Source organism: Dorea sp. OM07-5 (assembly GCF_003481355.1).
Classification (GTDB): Bacteria; Bacillota; Clostridia; order Lachnospirales; family Lachnospiraceae; genus Dorea_D; species Dorea_D hominis.
In genome coordinates, this window is record NZ_QUKZ01000009.1 from 32989 (window position 1) to 51791 (window position 18803).

Annotated in this window: 13 protein-coding genes; 1 reads left to right on the plus strand and 12 read right to left on the minus strand. The window is 45.9% G+C overall.

The genetic code is table 11. The annotated features are described in order from the left end of the window. Window positions 1-3: 3 nt before the first annotated feature. The 11 genes from DXC04_RS10020 to DXC04_RS10070 form a co-directional block, all read right to left on the minus strand. Complete coding sequence (locus DXC04_RS10020; RefSeq protein ID WP_014635901.1) at window positions 4-396, minus strand: hypothetical protein; 393 nt, start codon at window positions 394-396, stop codon at window positions 4-6. Then, complete coding sequence (locus DXC04_RS16100; protein ID WP_118660940.1) at window positions 386-8050, minus strand: N-6 DNA methylase; 7665 nt, start codon at window positions 8048-8050, stop codon at window positions 386-388. Before DXC04_RS16100 ends, DXC04_RS10020 begins: the two co-directional genes overlap by 11 nt. 15 nt (window positions 8051-8065) lie before the next feature. Next, window positions 8066-8749, minus strand: coding sequence for a hypothetical protein (locus DXC04_RS10030; RefSeq protein ID WP_015573070.1), 684 nt, complete (start codon window positions 8747-8749; stop codon window positions 8066-8068). A 5-nt stretch (window positions 8750-8754) separates the two neighbouring features. Beyond that, complete coding sequence (locus DXC04_RS10035; protein WP_243112138.1) at window positions 8755-9234, minus strand: hypothetical protein; 480 nt, start codon at window positions 9232-9234, stop codon at window positions 8755-8757. Between the two features lie 55 nt (window positions 9235-9289). Further along, the gene (locus tag DXC04_RS10040) at window positions 9290-9523 is read right to left on the minus strand and encodes a hypothetical protein (protein WP_015573071.1); all 234 of its coding nucleotides are present in this window, start codon (window positions 9521-9523) and stop codon (window positions 9290-9292) included. Window positions 9524-9536: 13 nt separating this feature from the next. Continuing rightward, window positions 9537-10130, minus strand: a complete 594-nt coding sequence (locus DXC04_RS10045; RefSeq protein ID WP_015573072.1) for a hypothetical protein — start codon at window positions 10128-10130, stop codon at window positions 9537-9539. A gap of 9 nt (window positions 10131-10139) precedes the next feature. After that, complete coding sequence (locus DXC04_RS10050) at window positions 10140-10433, minus strand: hypothetical protein (RefSeq protein ID WP_003525240.1); 294 nt, start codon at window positions 10431-10433, stop codon at window positions 10140-10142. Window positions 10434-10581: 148 nt separating this feature from the next. Next, window positions 10582-14832, minus strand: a complete 4251-nt coding sequence (locus tag DXC04_RS10055) for a SpaA isopeptide-forming pilin-related protein (RefSeq protein WP_015573073.1) — start codon at window positions 14830-14832, stop codon at window positions 10582-10584. Between the two features lie 70 nt (window positions 14833-14902). Continuing rightward, window positions 14903-15607, minus strand: coding sequence for a hypothetical protein (locus DXC04_RS10060; RefSeq protein ID WP_024721696.1), 705 nt, complete (start codon window positions 15605-15607; stop codon window positions 14903-14905). Window positions 15608-15840: 233 nt separating this feature from the next. Then, entirely contained in the window at window positions 15841-16785 is a 945-nt protein-coding gene (locus DXC04_RS10065) for a ParB/RepB/Spo0J family partition protein (protein WP_024721697.1), read from the minus strand. After that, complete coding sequence (locus DXC04_RS10070) at window positions 16742-17566, minus strand: ParA family protein (protein ID WP_024721698.1); 825 nt, start codon at window positions 17564-17566, stop codon at window positions 16742-16744. Before DXC04_RS10070 ends, DXC04_RS10065 begins: the two co-directional genes overlap by 44 nt. 610 nt (window positions 17567-18176) lie before the next feature. Here DXC04_RS10070 and DXC04_RS10075 point away from each other — a divergent pair. Beyond that, a complete protein-coding gene (locus tag DXC04_RS10075; protein WP_015573075.1) occupies window positions 18177-18398 on the plus strand; it encodes a DUF3784 domain-containing protein in 222 nt (73 codons plus the stop codon). A gap of 75 nt (window positions 18399-18473) precedes the next feature. On the opposite strand, the gene DXC04_RS10080 is transcribed toward DXC04_RS10075, so the two are convergent. Continuing rightward, the gene (locus DXC04_RS10080) at window positions 18474-18653 is read right to left on the minus strand and encodes a hypothetical protein (RefSeq protein WP_024721699.1); all 180 of its coding nucleotides are present in this window, start codon (window positions 18651-18653) and stop codon (window positions 18474-18476) included. Between the last annotated feature and the right edge of the window lie 150 nt (window positions 18654-18803).

Below are 18803 nucleotides of genomic sequence, written 5' to 3' on the forward strand. Positions count from 1 at the left end.
GTTCTACATCAGCAAATCGGCAACCGCTTTCTGTATCGGTTCGTTGATACTGAGCTTTGCAATGATAATGAGTATCTTATCAACAGGGCAGCCGATGTCATTCCAAACAGTCCAAGCACCTCCCGCAAGGTCGTCGTTTTCATACAAAGCAATGATTTCTTCCGGCGAAAACACCGTTTCAATGCTCTGTCGAACCAACTCTCCGTAGAAAGAAAGCTTTGCATTTCTAAGGGCAAATTCTGCTTCCTTTGCGGGCGGTTTGCTTCTTTTCAATTCGAGATATGCTTTATCAAGTCTCCTGACCACAACCATCATCATTGCGTCAAAAGGGTTAATGATTGCTTTTCTGCAAGGGCAGTTTTCTCTTTCCTTATCGGGTGTCATTTTATCGTTCATAGGTTTTCTCCTTTCGTGTGTTCGGCACTTCGCCCTCATCGGGTTCGCCGCCGACAATTTCGTTTTCTCGCTTATCCATATTGAGCAAGATATTCAGCTCGTCCAAGCGGGCAAGCTTTGTCTTTAGTTCTTCCTCTTGGATAAACGGTTTTTGGACTTCTTTCTTTGCGGTTTCCAACTGATTTGTGGTGTTCTCAAGGTCATTTTCCGCAAGCGACAAGCTCTCGGCAAATCTCTCAATGCCGTTATCAAGACGGATAATATTGCCGTGTGCGTCATCACCGAGAGGAACATTTCTGCTTGTCGCACCTTTCAGTCGAACCTCATAATTTCGCTCTGCGGTATTAAAAAGCAGTTCCGTTTCAAACCCTCGGTACTTGCCGAGAGGAATAGGGTCGGGGCTGTTCATCTGCTTGCAGGCTTCAATGATTGCTTTACCGGCGTCGGCTTTTTCGGAATAAAAAACACCCTTAACCTCCATACCGACAAATCGGTCGTCCGTTGGTTTCGGGTGCTGTTTCGCAGTTTCTACATCTTGCTTCAATCCTTCAATACGGTTTTCCAAAGCTGTAATTCGCTGCGGATAATATTTGATTATCTTATCTTCCAAAGCGTATTTTTCAGATAGAAAGTTGGATTTTAAGAGCTTCAGCTTTTGAACTTGAATGTCCAAATCCATCTTCTCCTTAATATACGGGTTGCCGGTGGCAAGCATTTTAATCTCTGCATAGGAAAGGGCGGTTTCATCAATATCCTCGGCAGAACGCACCGGGGATTTGCTCGTCATAATCTGACTGGCGAACTTTTGCTTTCCCTCTACAAGCTGATAGAGATATGCGTCAAAGGTCTGCTCCGTTACATAGCGGTAAATATCTACATCAGGATTTGAGTTACCCTGACGGATAATTCGACCGGAACGCTGCTCCAAGTCTGACGGTCTCCACGGGCAATCCACATCGTGAAGTGCGATAAGTCTGTCCTGAACATTCGTGCCGGCTCCCATCTTTTGCGTAGAGCCGAGAAGCACTCTGACCTCGCCTTTACGGGTCTTTTGGAACAGTTCTTTTTTCTTCACATCGGTATCTGCTTCGTGGATAAAGCGGACTTCGCTTTCGGGGACACCACGCTCTATGAGCTTCTTTCTGATGTCGTTATATACCGAGAATGTTCCGTCATTCTTTGGAGTTGAGAGGTCGCAGAACACAAGCTGTGCCGATTTTTTATCGGCTGTTTCCTCCCAAATACGGTAGATGTTATCGACGCAGGCGTTGATTTTACTGCCCTCAAAATCAGGCAGCATATCGTTAAGCATACGCTGGTCAAGTGCTAACTTCCTGCCGTCGTTTGTAATTTTAAGCATATTATCTACACTCGAATCTACACCGCCGCCACGGACTTTCTCGGCTCGTTCCGCAAGGGAAGCAACCATCTCTTTCTGCATTTCCGAAGGCTTGACCGCAACATTGTGGAAGTGTGCTTCCGGCACAGGCAGTTCCAGCATATCCGCCGTCTTGATGTCGGCGACCTCCTTAAACATCGCCATAAGCTCCGGTAGGTTGTAGAATTTCGCAAAGCGGGTTTTCGCTCTGTAACCCGTTCCCTCCGGGGTAAGCTCAACGGCTGTTACAGTCTCTCCAAAGGTACTTGCCCACGAGTCGAAGTGCTGCAAGTTGTTTTTGACAAGCGTGTTGTACTGCAAGTATCGCTGAATGGTATATAGCTCCACCATACTGTTTGAGATAGGAGTACCGGTTGCAAATACCGTTCCTCGACCGCCTGTAAGCTCGTCAAGGTATCGGCACTTCATAAACAGGTCGGAGGATTTCTGTGCTTCCGTTTGAGCGATACCGCCCACATTACGCATTTTGGTGTAAAGATAGAGGTTCTTGTAATAATGACTCTCGTCAATAAAAAGCCTGTCCACACCGAGTTCTTCAAAGGTAACAACATCGTCCTTTCGGCTTTGGTCGTTGAGCTTTTCCAGCTTTTGTTTCACGGACTTTTTAGACTTTTCAAGCTGTTTAATGGAGAAGTTTTCTCCACGGTTTCGCTTCAAATCCATAATACCGTCTGTCAGTTCTTCAAGCTGCTGCTCAAGAATTGCCCTCTGTCTTTCAATGGACATCGGGATTTTCTCAAACTGAGAATGACCGATGATTACGGCGTCATAATCTCCCGTGGCAATTCGACCGCAGAACTTTTTGCGGTTCTTTGTCTCAAAATCTCGCTTTGTCGCTACGAGAATATTCGCCGCCGGATAGAGTTGTAAGAACTCCGCCGCCCATTGCTCGGTTAAGTGATTTGGCACTACGAACAGCGACTTATTGCAAAGTCCCAGTCGTTTGGACTCCATAGCGGCGGCTACCATTTCAAAGGTCTTGCCCGCACCGACTGCGTGTGCTAACAGCGTATTACCGCCGTACAGAATGTGTGCAACCGCATTTTTCTGATGTTCACGGAGTTCGATTTCCGGGTTCATACCGTTGAAAACAATGTGGCTTCCGTCGTACTCACGGGGTCTTATACTGTTGAACTTTTCGTTATACATCTTCGTGAGTTTTTCTCGGCGGGCAGGGTCAGCCCATATCCAGTCCTGAAAGCCCTGCTTTATGAGTTCCTGCTTTGCCTGTGCGATTGCCGTCTCTTTTTTATTGAGAACGGCTTTCTTTCTGCCTTCCTCATCTTCGATATAGTCAAAGATTCGGACATCTTTCAGGTTCAGTGTTTCCTCAATTATCTTATATGCGTTGATGCGGGAAGTACCGTATGTGCTGTACGCTTTTACATTGGAACGGTCGTAGCTCTTTCCCTCAATGTTCCATTCGCCGGTAAACTGAGAGTAGTGAACCTTGATATTCCATTGTGCATAGCGTGGGGTGTCGAGAAACTCAAACATAAACTGTTGGAATATTTCGGGCGGTATCCAAGTCGCACCGAGCCTTACGGAAATCTCGCTTGCCGTCAAATCCTTTGGCTGCACCTTTTCAAGTGCCTGCACATTGACGGTGTAATCTTCGGGATACAGTGCCGCAGACCTTTTGGCTGTCGCCAGCTTCTCACGAACATTGCCCGACAGATATTCGTCTGCCATCAGATACTTCGGCTCATAGGAATTACCGTACTCATAAAGGGGATTTAAGAAGATTACACCCTTTAAGTCAGCGAATAATTCCTCCTCACTTTTGCCGGACAACTCCATCATATATTCCATATCAATGGCTGCTTTTTCGCCCATAGAGACAGCGAGAGCCTCGTCTGCGGTGTCAACCTCCGTTACCGGCTTGTGCGGTTTAATCGTCCTTTTGAAGAACATATCCGCCTTGCGTTCCAGTTCGCCATCTTCATTGATAACCTCAAGAGCGGAGAGCAGAGCATAGGAGCTGTCGTCGGAAAAGGCAGAAGTATTGGCACGGCTGTTAATCAGTCCGTACTTCTTTGTAAAGCTGTCATACAGTGTGTTCAGCTTATCCTGTGCCTGTTTGATTTCGCTGTCCGGGTAATCCTCGGTTTGCAGTTCAATCAAGTTACGGACGCAATCTCTTATCCCAATCATACCCTTAATGCGGTTCTCAGCGGTTGCAGATACCTCCACCGGGGACATACGGGAGTTCTCACGGAAATAGATTTTATCGTCTAAAACAGTGTAAGAGAAGTTCCTTACCATAGGGTCTGCCGGGATAGAATTATCTTCTTCCTCCAGTTCGTCGGCAACCTCGTATTCGGAGATTTCTCCGTGAATGTTTGAGACTGCTTCGTTCAAAAGCTCCGAAAGGTCGGCATTTTCAAACGGTTCACAGGTTGCTTCCGGTCCGAAGCGACCGCTTACCATTTTCATTTCGCCGAGTATCATTTCCGGGTGCTGAACAAAATATGAGTTCATCCTTATACCGTTTTCGTCGGTGTCAAGATGAACCCAATCCGCCTCAATATCTATGAGTCTGTCTCGCTTTTGCAGAAACAGAATATCGGATACGACCTCTGTCCCGGCATTACCTTTGAAGGTGTCGTTCGGAAGTCTGATTGCTCCGAGAAGCTCCGCCCTCTGTGCGATATATTTACGCACATTGGAGTTTTCCTTGTCCATAGTTCCTTTGCTTGTCACAAGAGCCATCACACCGCCGGGGCGTAACTTATCAAGCGATTTTGCAAAGAAATAATCGTGGATTAAGAAATTGTACTTGTCGTATCGTTTATCGGAGACTTTGAAATCTCCGAAAGGCACATTGCCGATAATGCCGTCAAAGAAGCTGTCGGGGACATTTACTTCCTCAAAGCCCTGTGCCGCAATGGAAGATTTCTGATAAAGCTGCTGAGCGATACCGGCTGAAATGGTATCAAGCTCAACACCGTAAACCTTTGCGTTTTCCATTGACTTGGGCAGCATACCGATGAAATTACCGATACCGCAGGACGGCTCAAGCAGGTTGCCCTCCTGAAATCCCATCTGTTCCAACACCTTGTAAATGGCGGTAGATACTTCGGGCGGAGTGTAAAATGCAGTCAGTGTGCTTTCTCTTGCCGACGCATATTCCTCCGGCGTCAGGATGTTTTTCAGCATTGCATACTCTGTATGCCAAGCTCCTGCTCGTTCGTCGAAGGCTTCGGGAATACCGCCCCAACCGACATATCTCGACAAGATTTTCTGCTCGTCAGGTGTTGCAAAACGGTTTTCGTTTTGACAATCTCTCAGGACTTTTATTGCTGCATAGTTTCGGTGGAAGCGTTCTTTCTTGTTCACTTCTTCAACCTGATTATTGGCAAGGTCAAAGTTGTGTCGTTCGGACATAGGAATATCCGGGTGGAGGTCAAAGCTCTTTACTTTTGACTTTTTCTTTTGCTCCCAAGCGGGGACAATCGGTTCAGGCTCTTTGTCGTAACCGTTGCCGATACGAACACCCTCGTTATACATTTCCTCATCGCTGTCAAAACCGTTTTGAGTAGCAACGATTTCTCTGTAATCCTCAATCGGTACATTCCCGATATTTGTTGCCACCATATCAGCTCTTTCAGTGTTTTCAATAAGAGCTTCCATTGTGGCAGAGGTACAGTCGGTCAAATCCGGTGTCCTGTGAAATTCTCGGTCTGCGTCCACAAACCATTCCGTACCTACATCGGCAAGCTCCTGATTTGCAATGCTACCGAGATAATCAAAGAAATCCTCTGCCGAGTCATACTCCCGTGCGACTTGCTGTATCTCGTCAAAAGAAAGAGTATTTGTAACATACTGACCTCCGGCATTGCTGTCGGGGTTATAGTACATCCAAGTTACACTTTCATTGTCCCGGTCAATAAAGAAGGCGTCGTCATAACCGGTTTTCGGACTGAAATCCGGTACGGTTTCAGTATCGTTTTGAGCTTTATTTTCGCCTGTAACGGTTTTTTCTTCCGCCGGTAATACACTGACCTTCAAGTGGTCGTTCATCGGATTTTCACGCACTTTGCGGTCAAATTCTTCCCTTGAAAGTTCCTTGTTGAATAAGGGCATATCGAAGTCATAGAGCATTACACGGTTTTCATCAAAGGACAAAATCTCATACTGAGAAGCCCCAATATACACGCTGTCGCCGAGATGATATTCATACTGCGCTTCCGGCTCGTCCTCTTTGTTTTCAGGTTCAGGCGGTGCGGTAGAAAGTATCTCACGGTTTTTTCTCTGCTCTGCAAGCTCGGCTCGCCGTTCTTCCTGCTTTTCAAGCCATTCAGGGTACTTTTCTTTTTCCTTTGGGTTTAGGTATCTGTCCATACGGATAAGGTCTCCGATACGCTTTTCCACCTGAGACCAAGAAAGAGTAATGTGCGGCTTGTCGCTTCCGATACCTTTTGAAATTGTGATACCTTTTCCGTCGTGCTGTTCGTCAATGCCTGCACCGATGATGACCGGATAAGAGCCGCCCCAACCGTATTCGTTTTTCAAGAAGTCGGCGTTCTCTTTTGCGGAAATGCTCTTTTCAAACTGCTCATAGATACGCATTTTACCCTCGGAAACTCCGCTTCCACGGGTCAATACAGCGTCTATGATTTCCTGAGAAAAAGTAAAGGCAGAGGTTTTTTGTTCCTCTGCCTGATTTCCCATAATGAGAGTCAACTGACCGTCCATAGACGGAATCGGTTTCATTGTATCGGTCAATTCTCCCAAAAGTCTCATTGCTTCAAAATGCTGTGCGATAACGCCCCAGTCGTAGAAACTCTGAGCGGTTCTGTTTTCGTATTCACCCTCCCACAAGTGGAGGACATTCTGAAATGTTTTGTATCCCACAAGCCTGCCGTCGTTTAAGGTAAGCCGGGTGTAGTCGTTATTGAAGATACCCTTGATATATTCGGTACGGGTCGCATTGTCCGTATTTCTCTCATAGAAGTCTTTGATTTCTTCCTTTGAAGCGGACAAATGCGGGGTAGTACCGAGTATCTCTCGGATAGTATCATCGCCACCGAAAAACGGCAGGCTCTTGTCCTCGTGGTTTCTGTCGTAATACTCTAAGCGAATATTACCTGATTCTTCACGATTTCCTGTGCCGAGTTCCTGATGTTGTTCATCAGGCGAACCCACTTCATCATATCTTCCGCTTTCATCTGCTCCGTCAGCCCGGCTTTCTGTGCCATCTGCTTCACGAGAGTTTCCTCCAGTTCGCTGGCTCTCTGCTGAACCTCCGCCAAGTGACTGTTCAGAATCCCTTTCGTCAGAAGATTGTAGTACAGGATTTTGTGATGTTCCTTCAGATAAGTTCTCCTCATCTGCGACCATCTGCCGAGAGTCACTTCCGTCTGCTCCGGCAGTTTCAGGTTCGGAAGATTGTAATCTCCCACCATCGTGTATGTGATTTCGCTCATCGCTTTGACTCCTTTCGTCTTTGATGTCTTTATTGTATTCGGATTGCTCCTGTTCATCAATTATGCGATTTTCCTTGCTGAGCGTGCTGATTGTTCTGCTGACAGGGAGCAACGCCATTTCTGCAATGTCGCTTGTAGCAATACCCACCGCATTGAGAACTTCCTGTGAATTAAAACTTGAAATACCGGCAAAGTCATCGGGAGAATAGACCTTGTCTGCGTTCAGTCCCAATCGTGCCATAACCATATATGATACGCTGTTTCTGACAAGCTCCAAATACAAGGCATTTGCTTCGTCGGCAGACAAATACTCAATATCGCTTCCTGCACCCAAACTCATAAAGTCGGAGATATAGTCTGCGATGTTATCCTCAACGGCATTGGCAATGCTCTCTTTGACGACATTTTCAATACTCGTTGTATCGTTTACCGCACCGAAAGTATTTTCAAGTGTTTCAATAACTTCTGCTTCATATTCGGGTCTCATCTCCCAAATCGGAACAGGGCGGGAATGTCGACTTTCGTGGGTGTCCGATATATCAAAGTAATGAATCAGCCTTTGACGGCTTCTGTCTGTGTCCTCAAATACGGCAATACCCTTTGCTCCTCGGTTTACCCAGCGACCGAAAGTACCGTTCCATCGTTCGATTTCAAGCACGGCTGTTGCGTCGGGTCTTTGGGCATAAATGAGAAGCTGTTCATCAAATCGGAGCCTGAAATTTCTGCCTGCTGTTTTCAGAAACGATTGCCAGTTTACCGGATTGTCTGTAACTGCAAAACAGGTTCTTTCATACAGCTCTGAAATCAGGTCAAATTTTCTTGCCACCTCGTCTGCACCTCCTTATCGTGTTTTTTCTTTGTCCTTTGCGGATTTCGTGTTTTCTTTTGCGGCTGGTTCTACGGTATGACCGTTTCTCTCGCAAAGCTCGGCAAATTCGCAGATATGGTAGAGATTTGTGCCGACCTCCAAATGGTAGTCGTCGATATATCTGCAAGTTCTCTCCATTGTTTTGCCGTCGCCGAGCTTGATTGAGATTTTTTCTCCGTCCGCAATGCGAAACTGCTCCTGATAGTGCGGGTTGATAAATCGGATACCTCGCTCAGCGTTTTTCAAGTGGGCATTTAGCCACTCTTTCTGATAGCAATAGCAGTACAGATTGTACTCGCCCCTGTTGGGGTTAAATCTCATAAGATAGCTGTACTTTCCCGTATCAAGACGGATGCCGTAGTGGTTGCAGTCATCATTAAAGGAGCTGTCGGGAGTGGAATAACAGTAAGAGGACATAGCCTTTCTGCCGGACAAAACATCGCCGTCACGCAATCCGTTTATGACTTCATCAAATTCAGCCTTAAATTCATCGGTTTTCAAGTCTTTTCTGAAATCGTTCCAAGTCGTCCAAAACTCGTTCCCGTTAGAACCGAAGTCGGCTCTCAAATATCCGATAAGACCGGTCTGCATAGAGAGCTGCTGACTTTGGCTGAAGGTGTATTTACGCTCTGCTTCGGTCAATACTCTGTAATCCATTTTCATCACCTCGCTTGTTCGTTTGTTTGTCTTTGCTTTGGAATAGGAAAACCATAAACTCCGGCAATGTCATCGCCGAGCCTTTTGGTAACTCGTGTGATGTCGGCTCTTGTGGCTTTTCCGTTATAGATTTTATCTTGCAGATTTTCAATCTGCGTATCGGTAACACCGTCTTTGAATACACGGTAAAGATAATGGTTTGTACCGTCGTGATGAACGGCGTCGGCACGAAGGTCGCCGTACTTATCCACATACCATTCGTTGTAATCGGTATCGGAATAAAGGCAGTCCTTAATGTTGCCGGAATCAATCATCTTGTAGCCCGACACTCTGCCGTTCCATCTGCCGAGGTCGCCGATAACAATAATCGGCTGTGAAAGCTGAATATTGAGATTTACTCGTTCATCATAAAGATTTTCGGCATTGGATTTTACCATAATGTCGTAAAGCTCATCATCGGAATATCCGGGATACAGTTCCTCCAAAGACTCTCGCCAATCATCAAGGTCAAGGCTAATGTCGCTCCAAATGATATGGCGGTCATTCTGTTCCTGCCTGCTCATCAGTGCCACCTCCCAAATAAGAGAACAGCTTATTGGCTTTGGTCTGCTTCTGAAACTCGATAATCAGACTCATATCCGGAATAGTGATACCCGGAATTTTCAAAATGCTCTCCATGTCGAGCTGCTGCAATTTCTTTTCGGTATTGCAGCCTGCGTCAAACAGTTTCGTCAGAAGCTTTGTCTTTTGCTGAAAAGTGAAATTTTCCTTCATTGCTTTGTCCTCCTTATCGTTCTTTGTCTTTATTTCGCTTCTTGTTTGAAAGCTCTTGTGCCTTTTCCTTTGCCCATTCAGGCAGACGCTCAGGCTTTATTTCGCCCATAACATCCATTCTTTCATATCGGGTTGATTTGCCGGTGTGAAGATTGGTACAAAACACGGCACTTCCACGGCTGTTTGCCGACGCACCGAAACCACCTGTAACATAGTAGAGCTGTCTGTCGGCTCTCTGAAATTCAGGCTTTAATACCTTGGGGTCAATGGCTATGATTTTGCCGTTGATGTCTTTGGAATAGTGGTCGGGGATACAGTCGGCTTCTGTTATGAGTGTGATTGGAATATCCAGTTTTTCGACCTGTTCCTTGAAAAGCTCCGCTTCATTTGCCACACGGCTTCCGAAAAGGTGTACGATTTCGATATAGTCATCGCTTACCATACATTCCGAACACAGTTCAAACAGGTCGTTTCGCTCTGCAAAGCCGCACATAAATTTATCGCCGTTTGTACTTTGCTCATTGGAAGCCAAGATAACTTCCTTTTCGCCCACATTGACCGAGCAAAGAACAGTGTATTCACCGATTTTTCTTTTTCCCTCGTTCATATCCACACCTCAGCTTACTTCAATCACAATTCTGATGTTTCCGCAGTCGCAGCCACTGCACTGCCTTGACAGTTCGGGAAATAGGGATTGCACTCTCTGTCTTGCTCTGCGGATAGTCTCAAAGCACGGCAAGCCGTAGCCTTTATAGTTGTTGACTATATCCTCAAGCGGTAAATCTCCGACTCTCATATAGCTGTATCGGTTGTAATAGCAAAGGATAAGCTGCATATCGTCATACCTCGTTTCGGGGCATTCTCTGAGTATTGCAAGCACCTTGCTGTCAACCGTCTTTTGCTTATTCATAATGCACCTCCGTAAAAGAACGGTGGGCGAAGTTTTCACTCCGCCCACACAAGCGTTCCTTATTTCTTTCTGTTCTTAATCTGCAAGAAGATAAAGCCGCCGATAATAAAGGCGACTAATACAACTGCTACGATTGTTTTAGCGTCCATTACTCATTGTCCTCCTTCTTCTTTTTTCTGTACGCAACAACGGCTGTGCCGACAATACCGAGGGCAGAAAGTCCCGCAAGTGCCGTCCACAAGCCCACATTGCTGTTATCTCCGGTCTTTGGTGTATCTCTCAGCTCATTGTGCATTTCCACAACGGTAGTAGAACCGACCTTTACGGTTGCAATCTTATCCGCAGGAAGCACATAGGAAGCAGAAACACTATCCTGAACCTCGGAAATGGTGTAATCTCCGATACGAAGTCCCTCGATAATGATTTCGCCGTTCTTATCGGTCGTGAAGCTTCGGTCGTAACCGTTTACTCCTGTAACTCTGAAAGTGAAGCCTTCAACCTTACCGTCAGAGGAAGTTTTAACGATTTTCAGGTTTCCTTTCATAGCTGTGTTAATAAAGCCGACGCCGGCTTTGTTTTCTACCTCGTAGGTGGTTTCATCTTTTTCAATGAAAACAGAGTACACACCCTTATCAAGCTCAAAGCCATCCGGTGCTTTGGTTTCTCTTACAAGGTATTTTCCGTAAAGAAGTTCCTTCATCTCGTAAATACCGGTAGAGGTTTCGGAGAGAGTTCCGATAAGCTCGTCGGCGTCATCCAGTTTACCGTCGCCGTTTACATCTTTGTAAACCTCAAAGGTCGCTCCTGTCAGCTTGTTGTCCGGGTAATCTTCATCGACCTTAGTCAACTTGATATTGCCGTGAACATACTCATTGACGATTTCGACCTCAATGACCTGAGCGACCTCGGAGATTTTAACTTCATAAGAAGTTTCATCAAGCACGAAGCCCTCCGGCTGCTCGATTTCTCTTACAAGCCAGTTGCCATACGGTACTTTCTCAAAAGAAAAGCTACCGTCTTTTTGGGAGGTAGCAGTCATCAAAGCATTTTCTTTTGTAAATTCGGTTTCATCAGCCTTAAACAGACCGATTACAGCACCTCCCAGTGCTTCGCCGTTTTCGGTAATCTTCTTACCGGAAACAGAACCGTAAATGAGCTTGTTTTCAATCGGCTTGCCGTCATTGACCGCAATCTCAACATTTGCGGTATCCTGACCGGCATAGCTGAAAGTGAACGGATACTTGGCGTCGGTAAGGATATAATGCTCATCGGTGGCAAGTTCCTTTACATAGTAGCTTCCGAAAGGAAGGTCGGTTTTGATAACAGCCTTGCCGTTCTCGGAAAGTGAGATAATCTCAATCAGTCCGTCTGCCGGAATAGAAGTACCGCTTGCAGAAACAAGTTCTTCTGCGGCGAAAAGTCCGAAGCTGATATTCTTCATTTCATCGCCGTTGCCGATATTGAAGATGTCGTTCTTTTCAATAGTCTTTTCAAGACTTACCGCTACTTTCTGCCTGTCGTTTACAAAGCTTGTGGCGGTTTCGGTTACAGACACTTCCTGACCGGCATAAGTCAGCTCAACATCGTGAGCTTCTTTGTTGATGACCATACCCTCCGGTGCAGTAATTTCAACCACCGTATATTTTCCGAGATAAAGCTCCTTACTCTTGGCAAGTCCGTTTTCATCTGTGGTAACAGTATCTACTACCTCGCCCTTTGCATAACGGAGTGTACCGTCGGGAGTGATAATATCTTCTGCTGCGCTAATCTCATAAACTGCACCTGCAAGACCTTTCACTTCATAGACAGGCTGATAAATCACATCGGCGTTTTCCACGCCGGAGATATTTACCCCTGAAAACACCTCGCCGGTCTTTTCAATGCTGACTGTACCTTTCTGTGCCATATTAGGCTTATCGACCTTAATCACGGTAATACCACCCTCATCGGAAGAATGTTCCTCTGCCACATCAAAGTACACCGGTGTGCTGTCAAGCACATATCCGTAAGGAGCCTGAACTTCTACAAGAGAATATCCCTTGCCGTATTCCAGTTTTTCCGGTGTCACAAGCTGTCCGTTTGCGTCGGTGTAGAAAGTATCAATCGTTGTCGGAGTAGGATAAGTGAAGGTCATTGTTACCTGATTGCCGTCAGGGTCAAAGATTTTGAAGCCTGCACCGGCATAAGGAATGTTTTTACCGCTTTCTGCGTCCACCTTGACAACCTTGATATAGCTTTCAAAGTTTGCGTTGTTGATAAGATAGCGGTAGGTCTGTCCGTCCTGAGCAATGAACACATCAAAGTTCTTCATCAGCTCACGACCTTCCCAACCGGAGGTCTGATGAACGGTATATACGCCGTAAGGCATATCCTTTGTCTGCCCGAAACCGTTTTCATCACAGACAATGACATCTCTTTCATCTTCTTCTGCTGCGTCAAAACTGCCGGAAGATTTGAGATAGATTTCAAAGGTTGCTCCGTTTTCCGGTGTTTCAATCTGAGTTTCGCCGTCATCGGTGTGCTTGATAATGGCGATATTGCCTTTCATAACCTGTTCGGTAACATCATTTGCTGTCTGATTGTGTTCCACCGTATAAAGCTGCGGTTCAGCACCGACCTTGTGAACAGTCGTATCAAGCAGATAACCCTCGGACGGCGTGATTTCACGGATTGTCCAGTCATTATCACAGACATATTCCTTTGTGGTAAACTGCCCGTTCTTATCCGTCACATACTTGTCCACAAGGGTTTCGCCTTTATAGATACCGTAAACTGCTCCGGCAAGGGTAGCGTCGCCCTGCGGTGTGCCTTCCTCTCGGTCGCTCTTTGTTACGGTTACGCTGAACTTTTTGAGAATGTTCGTGAAGTTTCTTGTGGTTACTTCTTTCCAGTTAATCGGTGCGGTCTGATTTGCAGGCACAACATAACGGATTGCGGTATCCACTTCCTCAATGGTGTATGGGGTAGTGCCGCTGATAAGCACATCATCAAAAGAAGCAACACCGTTCTTATCTGTCACGGCATACTCATCGACAGCAATACCGGAAAGAGATGTGCCGTAAAGATGGAAGGTAACGCCCTCAACCAAGTTATCCTCAGAAGATTTGATGACCTGAAGATTACCTCTTTTGAGAACATTATTGAAATTGACCTTTGACACCTGACCGGCAACAACAGTTACTCTGTGAACCTCCTGCGGAACATATTTGTCGATAGACTGTTCTGTTACCGTGTAAACACCGGGCATAAGGTTATCCAGTTGGAATTTACCGCCGTTTGCGGTTGTTACAGTCTGATTGACACCGTTACCGCTTATGGTAAACTGAATGCCGTCAACCTTTCCGTCCTCACTTGTCTTTACAATCTGACAAGAGCCGTAGCTTACCTTCATTTTGACAAAGCCGCTGACAGGGTCACTGACCTCCTGAGCATAAGTGACCACATCCTGAATGCCGTTTCCGTTCTGATGGATACCGTCAGACCATACGACAACACCTCTGCGGACACCGTTCTTTTTTGCGGCTGTGATGGTAAATTCCTTGCTCGGAGCTTTCTCCATCGAAACAGTCAATTTGTTTCCGCTGACAGAGAAAGAAACCCCGTCAATGTTTGCCGAGAAGTTGTAATTGCCAAGCACACCGTTTGTATCGGTGAGAGTAGCAACATACTTGCTTCCGTTCCATTCAAGCTCGTTTACCTTTGCAGAACCGCTTGACCTTGTGCAGAAGCTCGGCACTTTGGTGTGATTCTGAACACTTGTTACCATACTGTTGTAGTACGACAAGATTTTACTGCGGAGTGGGTGTGCAGTGCTTACACATTCAAGCACGGCATTGTATCCGCTGGTAGAAACGTGATTAAAGCCTGCGTCTCTTTCTCCGACAATCGTTTCCCAAATCAAAATCTGAGTGGCATAAGCGTGTGCGATGCAGTTTGCGTCGCTTTCATTCTGCGACTTCCAGCTTGTCGAAATACCTCCACGGTAGCCGTACTGCAAGATACGACCGATAAGCAGGCGAATGTCATCGCCGGAAATCGTTCCGTTCGGGCTGATGTTATTAAAGAAGTTCTCGTCCTTTTCGGTGAGAGTATCTCCAGTCCGCTGACCTGTACCCGGTTCAATACAGTAGGCAATATTGCCCGAATACGAACCCATTGCACGAAGTCCTGTATATTTTGTGGACAAGCCTTTCCAACCGTTCATATAGTTGAGATTGCCGTGTCCCCATTCGCCGTTGTTATTGGTATCTCCGCTTCGGGGATAATCGACGAGGTACACATCGGCTTTTTCTCCTACGGCTGCAAAGGCTGTCGTTGCCCCAATGCCCGTAAAAGCAGTAAGGCTCATAACCGCCGCCAACATAAGCGAGACGGCTTTCTTGAATTTTGTTTTAACCATTGCGTTTTCCTCCTTGAAATGCAAAAACGCACCGATTTTACTCAGTGCGTCCGCTTAAAATTATTTTGTTTTAGCAGTAGCCGATATAGATGTTGTAATCCGTATCGGATAGCTTTTCTGTCCATATCCACACAGCGGTAAAACCCTCGCTGTTCTTGTATCGGTTCAGTCTGCTTTCAATATCAGACTTGATACCGCTTCGGTTAGGATTTGCGGATATGGGGTTGTCCCAACATTCTGTCGCCGTGATGTCAAGAGAAAGCCCTATGCTTACCGCATACTCTTTTGCGTAACTAACATAAGGGCTGACATCGAATGTCTGCTTGTGCGGCTCTGTCGGTTTCGGTTCTGCCGGCTTTTCAGTCGGTTTTTCAACCGGCTTTTGTTCGGCAGTTGTCTGTTCTTTTGGCTGTTCCGTTTGTTTTTCGGGTTCAGCCTGCGTGGTTGTCTGCTTCGGTGGCTCTGCCTTTGGCTTTTCGGTTGCAGGAGTATCAGCCGTTTTTTCTTCCGCCGGTTTTGTCTGAACAGTCGCAACCGTCTGCCTTTCAGCGGTTGATTGGCTTTCTTCTGCCGTAATCGGTGTTTCTTCCTGAACTGTCGTGCTTTCCGGTTCTTCTGCCGTTTCTTCCTGAGAATCTGTTTCGGTATTACCAGCCGGAAAAGAAGTCTCTGTTTTCGTAATCTCCTGTGCAGCTTCTTTGGCTGTGTTACCGTTACAACCTACGAGGAAAATCATCAGGCAGGCAAGAACACAAGGTATCAGCCTGTTTTTCATATCCATCGCTCCTTTCTGCCTTAATCGTAATCAAAACCGGTCAAAACATCAAAGGTGCGATTGGCTGAACTTTTTATCGTAGCAGACATTTTGCTTTTGCTCCAAATGTGCGAACCCTTTTATAGACAGCTATATGTTATTAGAGATAGATATACTCAAGGGAGATAGAGTATATTTTTCAGCAGGTTAATAGCCGGTATATATAGGGGTTAGAGTGTGAGAAAGGGGGAAGGCTATCGGCTGTCACGGTCGGCTCTGCTTCGCAGAAACTTGTTGTAATGCTCCAATGCCTTGCACACAAAATCCTCCGTTTGGCTTATGGGAATATTCTTCGGGATAAGCTGTCGAACCCTATCGCCCCTCAAAACAATTTTCTCCCTTTGGTTTGGTTTTTCCTCCGACATAATCGCTTGGATTGCTTCGGTTGTGAGCTTGCCCTCCTCAAAGAACTTTCGCATACGGATTGTTTGGTCGTGGGACGGGGTTGCGTCGTTCAGGTCGATTTCATCAACCACATCACGCTGACTGTCCTCATCGAGAAAAGACAATTCAACCGCCGGTCGCATTTTAATTCGCCCCTCATCAACATATTCCAAAAGTTCGGGAACAAGGTTTGTAAGGCGAATATATCTGCGAACTTGGGTTTGACTGTCACCCGACTGCTCTCCAATTAGTTGTGCTGTTTCTTTTCCGCTTGACTTCCAACCCACTGGGTCGGAAGTTAGGTCTGTTCTTTTGCCTTGTCTGCTCAATGCTTCCAAACGCATTTTGTAGGCATAGGCTTTTTCCGAGGGAAGTATCTGCGACCTTTGGTAGTTGCTCTCAACCATTAAAATCGTGGCTTCGTCTCGGTTCAGTTCAACGACCTCACAACGGAGAGTATCAAACCCGGCAAGCTCACAGGCTCGCTTTCGTCTGTGTCCCGATATGAGTTCGTATCTGCCGTCCTCTTTCTGCCTTACCGTCGCCGGAGTGATTACCCCTCGTTCCTTAATACTCTCAATGAGCTGTGCCATATCCTCGTCATCACGCACCTTAAAAGGGTGGTCGGGGAAATCGTCAATCTCAGTCAAGGGAATATCTCGGATTTTTGAAAGTTTTTCTTCATCTCTCTGTTCCTGCGTCGAGAATAAGTCATCGAGCTTCGTGAGAGTGAAGTCGCTCTTTCTTCCTGCCATCGGCTAACACCTCCTTTGTAAATTCGGTGTACGCTTTTGACACCGTGCTGCCCGGTTCGTAGGCAAAAATGCTCTTGCCTTTGGAAGAAGTCTCTGCGGCTTTTACGGCAATCGGGATATATGTTCGATACATCTTGATTTGACTACCGAAGTTCTCTCTCAGAGCTTCTACCGTGCTTTTGGCGAGGTTGGTACGGCTATCCACCAAAGTGAGAAGCATACCGTCAATCTTTAAGCCCGGATTGATACGCTTCTTAACTCGTGAAATGGTCTGAACAAGCTGCGTCATACCTTTTGCCGGTAAATACTGAGCCTGAACAGGAATTATTACGCTGTCTGCCGCAGATAGAGCATTGATTGTTACCATTCCGAGGGAAGGCATACAATCTATTAAGATATAGTCGTATTTCTCCTTCACTTCGCTGAGATAGTTTCTCAATGCCGTCTCTCTGCTCATTGCGTTGACAAGGTTAAACTCCATTGCTGAAAGCTCAAGGTTTGCCGGAATAAGGTCAACACCTTCGTCGTGGTGCAGAATACCGACCGTAGGGTCATTCATCGTTTCATTTATGACATCTGTGAGTTTCGTTGCAAGCGTGATACCCAAGTTGTCTGTATCCTGCCAACCGAGACAAGTGGTTAAGTCGCCCTGTGGGTCTGCGTCTATGAGCAGCACTTTCTTTCCCTGCATTGCAAGACCGACGCCGAGGTTTACCGTAGTGGTCGTCTTTCCAACTCCGCCTTTTTGATTGCATATCGCAATCGTTTTGCAGTTCGACACTTTGTGCGTCCTCCTTTCGTGAAATTCATAGCCATCGCAGTATGGCTATGTACTTGACCGGCTCATTTCCTAACCGGTCGGGCAATATTTGTTCTCAACACCCCTTGCCGAGCAATAAGCTCACGGGAAGTCACTAAGGAACAGACTGCTAATCTGTATCATAGGAATTTCACCTCTGCCGGGTACTCCGCCAGCTCCGTAGAGAAGTATCATTATCCTTCTGACTGTCATCGCCGTAACAGGGGCAACCTGTTACCTATACCGGGAGTTCTCGCTGTTCTGCAATGCAGAAGTCACGGCGTACCCGATAAGGTGGCTAAAATCATCAGAATTAAAGTCTTAGTGAATGGTTTATTCAGTTGTCAAAATACAAGTGAAAGGGCTGACCTTTTCGTGGCTCGGAATTAACCCCTTCACTTGTTTGAAATGGGAGAGCGTTTTTGGGGGGTGTTTTTTCAAAATTTCTTGAAAATTTTTTTGCTAACAAAAAAAGCCACCTACTTTCCTCTTAATTGAGGTCAATAGACGGCGGGTAGAAATATTCATAATTTTGGTGTATAATAGGAAATTAAGAGAAAGACAAATTTGAATTTTTTGTGGAGGTGTTTATATGATATTCCTAAAGGTATTGGCTGTAGTTCTGGGATTGGCATTCCTTCTGTTTGGATACTTCATTTACTTTAAAAAGAAATACAATCTTATCAACGGTTTTGAGGCGGATTTCAAAGCCGGTCGGAAGAAAGAAGAATACGCAAAGAAAGTGGGAATGATAGAGTTTGTTGTTGGTATAGTTCTGCTTATCACAGGTGTTGCACTTATTCTGTTTGCCTAATAAATTCCAGTTTGTCTAACTTACTCTAAATTAGCAAAGACCGCTTACAAAAGTGTAGGCGGTCTTTATTCGTGTTCAGATATATTTGATTTTGAACTTTCTTTTCTTGGCTGAAAGCACCTTGCAAATAATATCATCTGCTGCGTCCGTGTATCTGCCTTGTGCTATCAGGCTGTTCTTCAAACGGATAAGTGATTGCAGCACTTCGCTGTATTCGTCCTTGGAAAGGTATAAATGATATTTTTGTTCTTTCAAAACAACCACCTCCTGTTACCGCAATTATATAATAAGAAATGGCATAGAAGTAGTGTGCGATTGTCGCTTGACCACCCCTAAATGAACGAATTAACAGGGTAACGAACGCCTTATTCATTAGCAGGAATTTTGCTCGAATTTTTCTGCCAT

What these genes read in the sequence shown, in the direction of transcription:
- DXC04_RS10050 (WP_003525240.1), bottom strand. Translation starts at nt 10,433, where the DNA reads ATGAATAAGCAAAAGACGGTTGACAGCAAGGTGCTTGCAATACTCAGA.
- DXC04_RS10030 (WP_015573070.1), bottom strand. Translation starts at nt 8,749, where the DNA reads ATGGATTACAGAGTATTGACCGAAGCAGAGCGTAAATACACCTTCAGC.
- DXC04_RS10065 (WP_024721697.1), bottom strand. Translation starts at nt 16,785, where the DNA reads ATGGCAGGAAGAAAGAGCGACTTCACTCTCACGAAGCTCGATGACTTA.
- DXC04_RS10075 (WP_015573075.1), top strand. Translation starts at nt 18,177, where the DNA reads ATGATATTCCTAAAGGTATTGGCTGTAGTTCTGGGATTGGCATTCCTT.
- DXC04_RS10055 (WP_015573073.1), bottom strand. Translation starts at nt 14,832, where the DNA reads ATGGTTAAAACAAAATTCAAGAAAGCCGTCTCGCTTATGTTGGCGGCG.
- DXC04_RS10020 (WP_014635901.1), bottom strand. Translation starts at nt 396, where the DNA reads ATGAACGATAAAATGACACCCGATAAGGAAAGAGAAAACTGCCCTTGC.
- DXC04_RS10045 (WP_015573072.1), bottom strand. Translation starts at nt 10,130, where the DNA reads ATGAACGAGGGAAAAAGAAAAATCGGTGAATACACTGTTCTTTGCTCG.
- DXC04_RS10040 (WP_015573071.1), bottom strand. Translation starts at nt 9,523, where the DNA reads ATGAAGGAAAATTTCACTTTTCAGCAAAAGACAAAGCTTCTGACGAAA.
- DXC04_RS10060 (WP_024721696.1), bottom strand. Translation starts at nt 15,607, where the DNA reads ATGAAAAACAGGCTGATACCTTGTGTTCTTGCCTGCCTGATGATTTTC.